Source organism: Roseofilum sp. (assembly GCF_982964205.1).
In genome coordinates this window covers 1-12,721 of sequence record NZ_CEZBFX010000133.1, presented here as the reverse complement: position 1 = coordinate 12,721, position 12,721 = coordinate 1, and the positions used below count along the sequence as shown (strand labels likewise).

The 12,721-nt window shown below is 45.4% G+C and carries 8 protein-coding genes; 3 read left to right on the top strand and 5 right to left on the bottom strand.

The features are described from left to right. Positions 1–3,013, top strand: a 3,013-nt coding sequence (locus AC3A14_RS21650) for a sensor histidine kinase (protein ID WP_487779155.1), incomplete at its 5' end; no start/stop codon positions are given. Positions 3,014–3,338: 325 nt separating this feature from the next. Here the strand turns inward: AC3A14_RS21650 and AC3A14_RS21645 are convergent. The 4 genes from AC3A14_RS21645 to aspS form a co-directional block, all read right to left on the bottom strand. Beyond that, complete coding sequence (locus tag AC3A14_RS21645; RefSeq protein ID WP_318698045.1) at positions 3,339–3,716, bottom strand: hypothetical protein; 378 nt, start codon at positions 3,714–3,716, stop codon at positions 3,339–3,341. Positions 3,717–3,754: 38 nt separating this feature from the next. Further along, the gene (locus AC3A14_RS21640; protein WP_318698046.1) at positions 3,755–4,264 is read right to left on the bottom strand and encodes a hypothetical protein; all 510 of its coding nucleotides are present in this window, start codon (positions 4,262–4,264) and stop codon (positions 3,755–3,757) included. Between the two features lie 8 nt (positions 4,265–4,272). Beyond that, on the bottom strand, positions 4,273–6,408 hold the full coding sequence (locus AC3A14_RS21635) for a hypothetical protein (RefSeq protein WP_318735328.1): 2,136 nt from the start codon (positions 6,406–6,408) through the stop codon (positions 4,273–4,275). A gap of 283 nt (positions 6,409–6,691) precedes the next feature. Beyond that, the gene (gene aspS, locus AC3A14_RS21630) at positions 6,692–8,488 is read right to left on the bottom strand and encodes an aspartate--tRNA ligase (protein ID WP_318735332.1); all 1,797 of its coding nucleotides are present in this window, start codon (positions 8,486–8,488) and stop codon (positions 6,692–6,694) included. Between the two features lie 182 nt (positions 8,489–8,670). On the opposite strand from aspS, the gene AC3A14_RS21625 reads away from it, so the two are divergent. Beyond that, positions 8,671–9,402: a glutathione peroxidase gene (locus AC3A14_RS21625; protein WP_318698050.1), complete on the top strand. Its 732-nt coding sequence runs from the start codon at positions 8,671–8,673 to the stop codon at positions 9,400–9,402. Between the two features lie 87 nt (positions 9,403–9,489). On the opposite strand, the gene AC3A14_RS21620 is transcribed toward AC3A14_RS21625, so the two are convergent. Next, a complete protein-coding gene (locus AC3A14_RS21620) occupies positions 9,490–10,599 on the bottom strand; it encodes a BtaA family protein (protein ID WP_318735335.1) in 1,110 nt (369 codons plus the stop codon). Between the two features lie 858 nt (positions 10,600–11,457). Here AC3A14_RS21620 and AC3A14_RS21615 point away from each other — a divergent pair. Further along, positions 11,458–12,721 (top strand): hypothetical protein (locus AC3A14_RS21615; protein WP_487779154.1); only part of this gene is annotated, 1,264 nt, incomplete at its 3' end.

The window sequence follows — 12,721 nt, the reverse complement described above, 5'->3', positions numbered from 1 at the left end:
GCGAACCTTTGCACTCTATTTTGGTCTGGCTGAAGTCCAACTTATGAGTGTTGATTTTGAGGCGTTAGACACTAATCTAACAACTTTACTTCCCTTGGCCCAGTCTCCTGTAGACCGCGCTCGCATTTATATGCTCAAAACGAATCAATCTGTCCTGCAAAACGCTTATGTTAAAGCCATTGAAGTTGGTTTAGCTGGGTTGCGAGAGGTGGGAATTGAGGTTAACCCAGAGAATATCAAACGATTGGTTCAAGAGGATGTAGAGGCGATTACCGCCCAACTCGAAAATCGCCCTATTAATGTGTTGTTGGATTTACCGGAAGCGACTGACCCGGGAGCGAAAGTGGCGATCGAATTGCTGATGAAAGTGATAGCAGCAGGATACTTTAGTGGCGATCGCGATCTCTATGATTTTGCCGTAGTCAGAAGCGTGCGCTTGTCCATCGAATATGGCAATTTTCCCAAGTCAATTATGGTCTATGCCAGTTATGGTGAATGGCTGGGGTTATTGAAAAATCAATATCAACAAGCCGTACAATTTTGTGAGTTGTCTCTGCAATTGAGCTATAAGCTCAAGAATAAGTCTGAGCGCTCAAGTTCCTGTTTCTTACTTGGTGGGTGTGTTTATGTAAAAGCCAAACCCATTCAAGATGCTCCCAAAGTGAATTACGAAGGGTTCTTAGCTGGGCTCGAATCAGGAGATGTGCAATATACCGTCTACAATTTATTTGCCAATATTTACAATCGCATCTTTGGGGGAGAAAACTTAAGAGATATTGCCACTGATATCGAGAAGTTTTCGGCGATCGCCCACAAAATGCAAAACGATCTGGCCCTCAATATCTTCGAGGCTTGTCAATTTTTCATCCAGAAGCTCTCTGGTCGCACGGATGAGGAAGGTGCGGCAGAACAAGCTTGGTTTGAACATCATATTGCTGCCAAATCTTATCTTCCCCTAGGGATTTACACCATTCTCCAGATGCACGCGGCTTGCGTGTACGGGGATTTTGAAGGGTGTTGCAATTACACCATAGAAGCGAGTAAGTTTTTTATGGCTTGCGAGTCTTTTACAACCGCTTCGGGATATTACTACTACAGTTCTTTGAACTGGTTGAGACGCGATGGCGATTTGTCCGAAGAGGAGCGATCGCAAATTGAAAGCAATCAAGTCAAGATTAAACGTTTCGCTGATAGCTGCCCGGAAAACTTTCTACACAAATATTTGCTTGTCGAAGCTGAACGGGCGCGAGTGGCGGGTAAGCAAATGGAAGTAATGGAACTTTACGACCGGGCGATCGCCGAAGCAAAGGACAGTAAGTACATCCAAGAAGAAGCTCTCGCCAATGAACTAGCAGCTCAATTTTACCTCGACTGGGGCAAAGAAAAAATTGCTCGGGCCTATATGACCGATGCCTATTACTGCTATGCCCGATGGGGTGCAAAAGCCAAAACTCACCAACTCGAAGAAAAATATCCCCAACTGCTCTCGCGAATTGGGCAACCGGCTGAAATACTGGAGAGCGATCAAAGTGTTGCTTCGACGTTGACAAAAACGGTTAGTTCGAGTACGAGTACAACTGGCTTGATGCTCGACTGGGCAACAGCTATGAAAGCATCTCAGTCCCTGTCAAGTGAAATTCAGTTGGACAAACTGGTTTTAGCTCTGATGAAGGCAGCGCTGGAAAATGCTGGAGCTGATAGTGGCATTCTGCTTTTAAGTCAATCAGAAGGTTGGCAAGTGGTCGCTCAATGTTCGGGAGAAAATTATGAGTTGCGTTTGAACGAAGCATCAGATGATTCTGCCTTGCCAACAAGCGTGATTAATAAGGTCAAACGTACCCAAACACCAATTATTGTGAACAACTTTGCTGGCGATACCCAGTTTGCAGCCGACTCTTATCTACTTCAAGGGCAGCCCAAAAGTTTCTTGTGTACCCCTATTCTCAACCAAGGCAAGCTCATTGGCATTCTTTATCTGGAAAATCATCTGGCAGTGGGGGCTTTTACAAGAAATCGCCTGGAACTGCTCGAACTTCTGAGCGCTCAAGCCGCGATTTCCATCGAAAATGCCCGACTCTATCATCGCTTAGAAGAATATAGCCATACCCTGGAAACCCAGGTGGAGCACAGAACTCAGGAACTCCACGACAAAAACCGGCACTTGCAAACCACTCTGGAGCAATTGCAAAGGACTCAACTTCAATTAATCCAGAGCGAAAAAATGTCTAGCTTGGGGCAAATGGTGGCGGGAATTGCCCATGAAATTAACAATCCCATCAGCTTTATCTCAGGCAATATTGTTTACTCACGCGATCATTTCCACACCTTATTAGAGCTGGTTGAAGTTTACCAACAAGAATTTCCTGATACAAGTGTGAGCCTCGCAGAAAAGCTAGAGGACAGCGATTTGGATTTTGTTAAGGAAGATATGGAAAACATCCTCTTTTCTATGGAAAAAGGGAGCGATCGCATTCGCCATATTATTTTGGGATTGCGTAATTTCTCTCGTTTGGATGAGTCAGGAATCAAACGAATAGATGTCCATGAAGGATTAGATAATACCCTGATGATTTTACAGCATCGCCTCAGTTCTACTGGGAAGCAAAAGGAAATTAAAATCACTAAAGAGTATGCGAAGCTTCCTCGAATTAACTGCTATGCCAGTCAACTCAATCAAGTGTTTCTCAATATTATCACCAATGCGATCGATGCCCTAGAATCTTGCGGTTCTCAGGTGTCTTCTAAAACAAGAGAAATTCGCATTAGCACTGAGGAGACTGATACACAAAAAATCAAGATTCGCATTGCAGACAACGGGCCAGGAATCAGTGATAGCATTCGCCAGCGTATATTTGACCCGTTTTTTACCACCAAACCTGTCGGTAAGGGAACCGGTCTGGGTTTATCCACCAGTTACCAAATTGTCACCAAGCAGCATAAGGGACAGTTGTACTGTGTCTCTGAGCTGAAAAAAGGAACGGAGTTTGTCATTGAGATTCCCATTGAGTTATAGCAGAGAAGGAGTTGCTTAGGATAGTTATCCCTCTTCTGTCACTCTAGGAAAACTCTTGTCTTGACTAAATTCTAGAACTCTTGCAGGATCAGCAATCGCGATAGTTTTTCCTAACAGAACCTCAAAAATTTAGCCAGAAAGGCAAATATCTCTCTCTATAGGGGATAGAGCGATCGCGATCTCCGAAAGTGAAAGAAAAGCGTGAAAAATAGTTTTCCAATTACCCATTACTGCGCGAAGCGCGGTAATACATTTTCTGTTGGCTGTTCCCCGTTCCCTGTTCCCTAAAACCACAATTGAGCTGTCCTATGTTCTTCCCCACTCTCTACTGAGCATCTCTGCGTCCTAACTCATAAACCCCACAAGCAACACAGGCCAATAATCCCATGCTAATGGCCCAACTGTTGCCTAATGTTGCTTCTACAGCCCAATTAAATAAACCACCGACAATTAGAAAGGGAATAATACTAAATAAGGAGGCATAAAAGGCATTTTGTGCTTCTCGACTTGCCCTAGTGCGTTCAAATTCCTCCACTGAGGTATAGAGACTGCGTTCAGCAAAATTGAACCACCGAGTCAGTTGCAGCATAATCCAATCACTAAGAGGAGAAAAGCCTAAGTAAAGACCCAGAGACCAAAGGGTGGTTCCGGCGATCGCTGTTGTATTCAGTGAAAAGGAGAAGGGGAAAATGTCGGTGAGCATGAAGACAGGCTGTTTGAATGCAATTCTACCTAGTGTAATCAATTCTCCAACGTTTGCATTAAGGATTCAAAAAATCGATTAATGCTGTATAGGATCATACTCCATTGATTTTGGAGAATGTCCAGGGTGATGGCGCGATCGCGTGAGCGATACGGAGTATTATTGCCCCTGATGTCAATTAAGGTATTATGCTTAAAATAGAGAACCTGCAAGTCTTCTACCACTCCAAACGCACCAAAAGGCAAATTCAAATTGATTGCGGCGATCTCTCTTAGGGTTCGATCGAGATGTTCTGGGGTAACTTTATCACTTAACTCAATAAACAATTGTAAAAATTCTTGCCTAGCAAAATCCTCGCTCTCATGCAGTTTAGGCAAAATACAAAATTGCCAATCTATAGGGAAACCATCTAAAAGATAAAAGCGGGCAAGCAAACCATAATAGGGAACCTCTTCTGTAGGTTCAATCCATTGGTTTTCGACTTCCCAAGAAGTTAGGATCTCTTGAATGGAAACCAATAATTCATGGGGGCGCTCTGAGGTCTCCATGATTTACTCTACTTACTGTAATCGAGTTGTGTAACTATATTACTTTGCGCCGGTAATCGGCTATTGGCAATTCTCTTGACTGTGAGTTTGAGACCTAAACCAATCAAAACACACAATCCAGGATAGTGCCTCGGATTGAGATCGTTAGCTTGTAGATAATCGCGTAGTTTAGTCTTATTTTCCTTAGCTGAATCCTCTTGAAGATCGTCTCGTTTCTGCAAGAGTTGCATATCGACTTGTGCCTGAGTGAGAATCGTTTGAGCCATTTGATTGAGACGATAGTAATAATATTGGTCAGCATTCACAAAACCGTCCCTTCTTAAGAGATAATCTCGAATTTGATCTCGGGCTTTTTCTTGGTTAGAAAAACCAAATTTTTTCGCCATAAATCCAGTTTTTACCGATCGACCTGTAAGTTGTTTATATCGTTCATTAACGCCTAATTCTTCATCAACAAAATCATTCTTCCGCTTACGCCAACCAAAATATTTAGCTAGAGCCACTGTACCACCAATTACCCCAGCAACAGCTAATGTTATCCATCCAACCGGCCCTAATCCAGCTAATAAGAGAGCGCCACCGAGCATCATGGCGGTTCCTTTGGCAATTCTGGCTGCACCCAGCTTTTTGTCCCAACCTTGGTTTATTGCTCCTAGTTTTGCTCCTTTCTTCAGGTCAGTATCGAGGTGAGGATCGTCACTGTTGCTAATTTCTTCTAAATCTTGTTGATTTTGCCCAGCTTGACGATATTGACTGATCCCAACTCCGACATTAATGGCTCCTCCAACAATGGCAAAGGCTCCTGCTGCGGAGGTTGCTGCTGCGGTCGAAAGTCCACTTCCGAGCTTATGGAGTATGCCTGTATTTTCGACTGCACTGGATAAGGTGACCAGTCCGGTACTGGTATAGCGGCCGATGTCAGCGAGGGTAGTGCCTAGCTTACCGACGCGAGTTTTATAGAGAGCAAGATCGTTATTGGCTAAAAGTTCTGTATATTCTCGATAGGCTGTAATCAGTAATCCTACGACTCCCAACAGGGAACCAATTTCACTACTCCAATCTGCGACCACTTGACCCCCAACAAGATTGGCCAAATGAGACGTAGAGGCAGAGCCAATGGCAGCAATCGCGCCACCGAGTTCGGACATATCCTGGATAAAGGTCTCATCCCAGGGGTTGACGGCCCTAATGGTTTGCAGTGCATCAGAAAATTTTGTCCAATCAAAACCTTTACGACCCAACTTGCTCAGTTGTCTGGATTTAAGTTTAGATTTGGCTTCAGCTAAGGAAAAGTTACTGACCCCTAGCTGAGATAAAATCATGGCTCTTTGCAGAGGCCCTTGGGTTTTATAGAGATAGAAAATATCGGAGTAACCGGATGTACTGGCTTTGTGTTCAATCCAATTATCAACGGGGATTAAGAGAGATAAGAGTTGTTTTTCTTTCTTGTTTTTCTCTTCTAATAATAGGTTTTTGGCTTCTTTTAATTCTGAAATTTTTTGTTCTAGCTTAATTTTATCGGGGCTGAGGGGAGCTTTGTGGGAGGGAGGTTGGCGGCGATCGCTTTGTGGCTCAGAATTTTCTGTATTGGGGGGTGAGGGAGCCTGCTGGGTGGGGGGTTGTATGGTTCGGTTGGGTGTGGAGTCTTGGGGGGCTTCTGTGCCAGAGGTTAGGTTATCACGCTGGATGGTGGGTTGGCGCTGCAACAAGTGAGCGGGTTTCCAGGGGGTGATGGGAGAGCGATCGCCTAATGGTTGTAAGGTTGAGGAGAAATGTCCCCAGTTGAGGTTGTGTTTGGGTAGAGTAGGGGATTGGGGTTTGGGCGATCGCCGAATGGTTCCGAAAAGGGGAGATTTGTGGGGCGGCGAAATACTTCGGTCTTGCCGAGGGAGACGCTTGGGATAGAGGCGATCTGTGGGATTTTCGAGGGCAGAGGGCGATTGATATAAATTCTCTTGCGGCGCTAAAGTCGAAACTTTGTCCCACACTTCCCTAGAATCCACCGGTAGACGTTGGACAGTCGAAGAAGACGGAGTATTGTGTTGGCTCAGTTCAGGGGTTGTCTTCACCCAAGGACGGGACTTAGGCAATTGGGTTTTAGGCTGTACAGTTTCCTGAACGGTTCGTTTGCGTCGAATTTTCATGATTTGCCATGGCCAATTTACGGCCCTACCGCCCATTATATAGCCTTGAGGGAGTTGTCATTGCCATCCCAGGGAAGCGATCGCCCATGTCAGTTAACCACAGAGGCATGGAGAAAGAGAAAAGCGGTATAATTACCTGCTATCTGAAAGAATGGGCTGAATTTCTTTAGTTCACGTCATTATTGCTTCAGGCGTTGCAAAAATCAGGTTTGGAATGAAATGGTGTGCCCTTCGACTCTGCTCAGGGCACACTACTTTATCATGACTACATGATGACTACCGATTACCCATTTTTTGCCTTGGGTTTGTGGGTGGAAGCCACAGAAAGTTCTTTCAACTGGCGATTATCCACAGTTGCAGGAGCATCGGTGAGCAAACACCGCGCTTGCTGGGTTTTAGGGAAGGCAATTACATCGCGGATGGAGTCTTCACCGGCAAGGAGCATTACCAGTCGGTCTAAGCCGTAGGCAATTCCGCCGTGGGGAGGCGTTCCATATTCAAAGGCTTCTAGGAGAAAGCCAAATTTATTATGGGCTTCTTCGGGGGATAATCCGATCGCCTCAAACACTTTTTCTTGAATCTCCCGTTGGTAGATCCGCACGCTTCCCCCACCAATTTCATTGCCGTTATAGACCAGATCGTAGGCTATGGCACGGGCGCTTTTGATGTCGTCTAAGTCCTCTGGATTTGGGGAGGTGAAGGGGTGATGCAAGGCTTCGAGACGCTTTTCGTCAGCATTCCATTCAAACATGGGGAAGTCGGTAACCCAAATGAGGTTAATTTGATTGTCGTCAATTAATCCCATTTGTTTGCCAATGACTTGCCGCAACCGGTCTAGGGTTTTGTTGACCGTGGCAGTATCGCCAGCTCCGAAGAGGAGTAAATGGCCCGCTTTGGCTCCCGTGCGTTGCAGGATTTCCTGTTTTTGTTCAGCACTCAAGTTATCTTTAATCGCGCCAATGGTGTCAATTTCTCCATTTTCACGGACGCGAATATAGGCTAGACCTTTTGCTCCGGCTTCAGTGGCTTCTTTGAACAGTTCGCCGCCGGGTTTAATGGCTACATTGGAGATGTTATCGTTGCCGTTGGGAATGGGCAAAATTTTCACCGCGCCACCAGCGGCAACAGTTCCGGAAAAGACCTTAAACCCGCACTCTTTGATGACATCCGAAACTTCGACTAATTCGAGTCCAAACCGGGTATCGGGGCGATCGCATCCATAGCGATCCATCGATTCTTTGTAGGTGATGCGGGGAAAGGGTCGGGGGATATCAATGTTTTTAATGGTTTTGAAGATATGACAAACCAATCCTTCGTTGAGATTAATGATTTCTTCTTCCGACATGAAACTCATTTCCATGTCCAATTGGGTAAATTCGGGCTGGCGATCGGCTCGTAGGTCTTCATCCCGGAAGCAGCGCGCAATCTGATAGTACCGGTCAAGCCCGGAGACCATTAGTAGCTGTTTGAACAGTTGGGGCGATTGAGGTAAGGCGTACCATTCCCCGGCATTCACGCGACTGGGAACCAAGTAATCTCTTGCTCCTTCTGGGGTAGAGCGCGTTAGGATCGGCGTTTCTACTTCCATGAAGTGTTGCTCATCTTCTAAGTAGCGACGGATCGCTTTTACGACTTGGTGGCGCAGTTGCAAGTTGCTACTCATGCGATCGCGTCTCAAGTCTAAATAGCGATACTTCAGCCGCAAATCTTCCCGCACAGCCTCCTCTTCATAACTGGAGACCTGAAACGGCATTTGCCGGTTAATTCCATTGAGTAGCTCAATTTTATCGGCATAAATCTCGATTTCTCCCGTGGCAATTTTGGGGTTGAGTGAATCTTCGGGTCTCTGGGTGACTCGTCCCTGAATTCGCACCACGTACTCATTGCGCAGTTTTTCCGCCAGTTCATAGGAGTCGGGTGTCCGGTCTGGATCGCTGACAATTTGCACGATTCCGGTGCGATCGCGCAAGTCCAGAAAAATTACACCACCATGATCGCGACGGCGATCGACCCAACCACACAGGGTTACCGTCTCGCCAATGTTTTTTCCTTGTAATTCTCCGCAGTAGTGGGTTCGCATGGTGGTTCCTAGCGTTCAGTAGAGTTCTTGCTTAACACAACTTCCCCATTATCCAACAAGAATGACGGTACTGAACGATCCAAAAATTTTTCCTTGACAACTCGAAGTCATTATGAGTATGATTGAATCAATCCAAATTCATAACGACTTCGTTTTAGCTGTCTATCAGGAGATCAACACTTATGTTGCAGAATAAAGAAGGCCAAACCGTACCCAACATCAGCTTCCGCGCTCGCGTCAACAACGAATGGAAAGACATCAGTACTGATGAGCTATTTGGTGGTAAAACGGTTATTGTCTTCTCTCTTCCCGGAGCCTTCACCCCTACCTGCTCCTCTACCCATGTTCCCGGATATAACGAACTTGCGGACGTTTTCAAAGCAAACGGAGTTGATGAAATTATCTGCGTATCCGTTAACGACACCTTCGTAATGGATGCTTGGGCGAAAGATCAAAAAGCCGATAAAATCACCTTCATTCCTGACGGCAACGGAGACTTCAGTGCTGGAATGGGCATGTTAGTAAACAAACAAGACCTAGGGTTTGGTCAACGCTCTTGGCGCTACTCCATGCTCGTCAAAGATAAAACCATTGACAAAATGTTCATCGAACCGGAAAAACCTGGCGATCCTTTCGAGGTTTCCGACGCAGAAACGATGCTCAAATATATCAATCCCAACGCCGTTAAGCCAAAAATGGTGTCTCTATTTACTAAAGTCGGCTGTCCTTTCTGCGCCAAAGCCAAAGCTGTGCTGCAAGAAAAGGGATTAGAATACGAAGAAATCGTACTCGCCGATGCTGTAAGCACCCGTTCTCTTCAAGCGATTACCGGCAAAATTACGGTTCCCCAAGTCTTCATCGACGGTCAACATATTGGCGGTTCAGAAGATTTAGCGGCTTACTTCGCTTCCTAGCGATCTCGCAACCGAGAAACCGGGTTTCTACTTTTACATCTAGTGTCCTTGTTCACAGGAATAGAAACCCGGTTTCTTACCCCCTCACTATACAATTTCCTCTACATGAAAGGCGCTATAAAAAAATGCCTTATCTCGATCGTACAGATGATGAGCTAAATCAGAAAGAGGGCGAATTTGATTAGACCATTCTGGGGAACAATGGCGGGGAACCAATAAGTTCCAATAGGCTAACCTGCCTCCCTTACGGCCTTTTTGAATCAGTTTTGCCAGAATCTGGTGATAGGAGTCTAAAGACATATATTCAAACATATCACTGAGATTATAGCGATCGATTGTCTGGTTGGGTAACCCATCGAGAAAGGCTTCTACAGAACACTGATGCCATTCTAGGCGATCGAGGTTAGCACGAATCGTATCAAAATGTTCTGGACGCAGAGCATAGGGTAGTGCAGTCGTATGATGACCGGTTAAAATCCATTGTAAATAGGGATTATCTGCTGGGTTGAGTTGAGTTAGGGCGTATTCAGCGCGATCGAAAATTCGTTCAGCGACATTGGCCTTTACATATTGGAAAAAACTGGGGTCCCGCCCTAAGTTTCCCATTACCGTGCGAGAGAAAAATAGGCGAAACATCCATCGCCATCGTCGGCTATTCCAAACCTGATTATAAAATAATTCACGCTCTTCTAGGGTTCCTCCTTTCAAGAGTTGGTTAATCTGTTTTTTGCCATGAACTAAGGGTAAAATATAGCGGCGGAAAATCTCAAAGTAGCGCTCAAATTTACCGCTATTTCCGATTCCCATGGCAATCAATTGCAGGCGATCGTCCCAAAACTGTTTTACTGTGGGGGAAAGGTGAGGACAGCAGCGCTGATACAGGGTTTGTTTGGTTGTGGGTTCTGTACTTTCAGTGGTGCTACCCATCAGAGATAATAGCTCTGGATGAGTTAAACAGCGATAGGCTGCGACCCGCAATTCTAAACAGGCTAGTTGTGCTAAACTCAGGTCTAGGGCAATGACTCGCTCTGGCGATCGCGTCAACAGAGCCAGAGTATTATCACCGGCTGAGGCGATCGATAAGCAGGTATCTCCCGGTTGAATCGCTAACCCTTCCAGGAGGATCTCAGCATCTTCCCAACACTGACCATAGCGGATCTGGGAGAATTGGGCACGCTCTTCGATTTCGCTGGACATGACGGTTGCCCCATATCAATGGGTCAGGTCTTGAGCAAGCGGGTAGGAGGAATCGAACCCACTCTCATATTATAAACTAACGCTATCCAAATGGCTAGAAGCTTTACCAAAGCTACCTTTTTGACTCGTGCTCCAAATATTTGGTGGTGAGCTGTTTTAGGGATTAATTGGCTTCAGGAGCCACTCTTGACACCAACTGGGTTTTGAGTCATACAATCCCCCATTACTTTTCAATTTTTATTGAGCCTCCATACTCACTCAAGTTGCCAGAGCTATTTATACTACGTTTTGTCGTGCCGAATGTGGGATATAAGTTATCTATGGCTTGACCTATTTCTTGCTTATCCATTTGGGGGTGTTATGGTTATTTTAGGCATAGTTTTCCCCGCAAGGGTTTGAGGGGCGTGTGGCTTTGCCTTGCGAGCAAGAAATAGCCAGCCTCCCATTCATCTTTATCTCATGCGGATGGCGAGACTCGAACTCGTGTTTCACCGAACCGCTAACGCGATAGCGTAGACTAAAAGCCCTGGTTTACATACATTTCAACACACTGAACCTTGAAAATGTGTTGAAAGTGTGTTGAACATGGAAACCTACATAAAACAAGCATGGTCTCTGGCAAATGAGTATTTCCACTCTAACCAGATTGACCCATCCAAGAAGGTAGACCACGAACTGGTGAGGACTTACCTTAAGGCTTGCCAGAAGAGTACCTCCAGGGGTGTTCGGATTGTTAGTAGCGGTAACCGACTGTATCTCCGGTTCAAGACCGCTACCAAACCAGCAACGGTTAACAATTCCTGTAACGAGTCATTCACTCGCGATGGTTGCGTCAATGCCCTAGCTAAGGCTCTATTTGTGGCTCACAAACTCAATGAATGTGAGACAGAAAGCGAGTTCTGGTTATGGTATGAGACACAAATCAAGGGGGCTGTATCCCTTGAAAATGACATCACTACTATCGGGAATGCCATTGAGGTTGTAAAAGCCAATTACCTCAATGGCTACGACAAGTGTGGTAGAGATAGAAGTGATGAGAGGCTTAAAACTAACACTCTAGCTGGATACCATGATGCTTATGGGCAATACCATAAAAAGCTCAACCCAGAACTCAGGCTGACTGGAGAGAACATCATCTCCGAGCTTACCCGTAATTGGGAACAGTTGATCAAGTCCATCTCTGGGAATCAGACTCTCTGTTCTAAAGGGTTCAGACATGCTTATAGTTCATGTTGTAAGCTTCTAAGGGATACTCGACTTGACAAAGAATTGTCCAAAGTACAATCGCATTTTGGGACTATCCGAGTCGTCAAAAAGAACAAAGAGCAGACCATCGACCTAGAAACTTTTCTAGACTTCAGGGCTAGGGTTTTGGGACTCAATGGTTATGAGCTAACTAAGGCTCAGTGGCGAAATATTGACTCTCGTAAATCATGGTTCAAGGCTATTTGTATCAACCTAATTTACGGACTCCGTTGTTCTGAATTCAAGGCTATCTTGAATTTGTATAAGCCCGTCACTATTGATGGAGAAACAGTTCCTGCATTATCCGATCCAAGTAACCAATGGCATGAAATTGTGCTGACCGATGGGTTTTGGATTACTGATACTAGCGGTAAAAACCACTGGGTGACTATCAAGACCGGGGGACGTATTGCCCGTCCAATGATTCACCCAGATTACCCTAACCTGATTGAGTTGTTAGGAGTAAAAGACCCAGAAGTGAAGATGCCTGAGTGTATCCCTAAAGCTGATAGTCCACCGTCAACCGTCAAAGAGGTTTATCAGACACGGCTAAGACAGAAACTGTCTCGGTTTATCAAACAAGTTGGCGGACAAGGCTTCACTCAAACTCATGCCTTAAGACACTTGGCTAATTATCATGGCATCATCTCAGGTCTAACAGTAGACCAGAGGTCTGCAAGCCTTGGGCATTCCACTTTAATGAATGACACCACTTATAAAGGGCATCAATCAATTAAAAATAAAAGGGGCCTTCTGAGACGGAAGGTAAACAAGGATGCTGAAATTGCTGAACTCAAACAGAAGCTACAGCAAGCTCAGGAAACCATTCTCTTCCTGAAGAAGGAGAACGCCAGACTAAACGAACTCCTAGGAGGAA

Excerpts from the sequence above, each read along its gene's own strand:
- AC3A14_RS21645 (WP_318698045.1), bottom strand. The coding sequence starts at position 3,716 with ATGCTCACCGACATTTTCCCCTTCTCCTTTTCACTGAATACAACAGCG.
- AC3A14_RS21640 (WP_318698046.1), bottom strand. The coding sequence starts at position 4,264 with ATGGAGACCTCAGAGCGCCCCCATGAATTATTGGTTTCCATTCAAGAG.
- AC3A14_RS21635 (WP_318735328.1), bottom strand. The coding sequence starts at position 6,408 with ATGAAAATTCGACGCAAACGAACCGTTCAGGAAACTGTACAGCCTAAA.
- aspS (WP_318735332.1), bottom strand. The coding sequence starts at position 8,488 with ATGCGAACCCACTACTGCGGAGAATTACAAGGAAAAAACATTGGCGAG.
- AC3A14_RS21625 (WP_318698050.1), top strand. The coding sequence starts at position 8,671 with ATGTTGCAGAATAAAGAAGGCCAAACCGTACCCAACATCAGCTTCCGC.
- AC3A14_RS21620 (WP_318735335.1), bottom strand. The coding sequence starts at position 10,599 with ATGTCCAGCGAAATCGAAGAGCGTGCCCAATTCTCCCAGATCCGCTAT.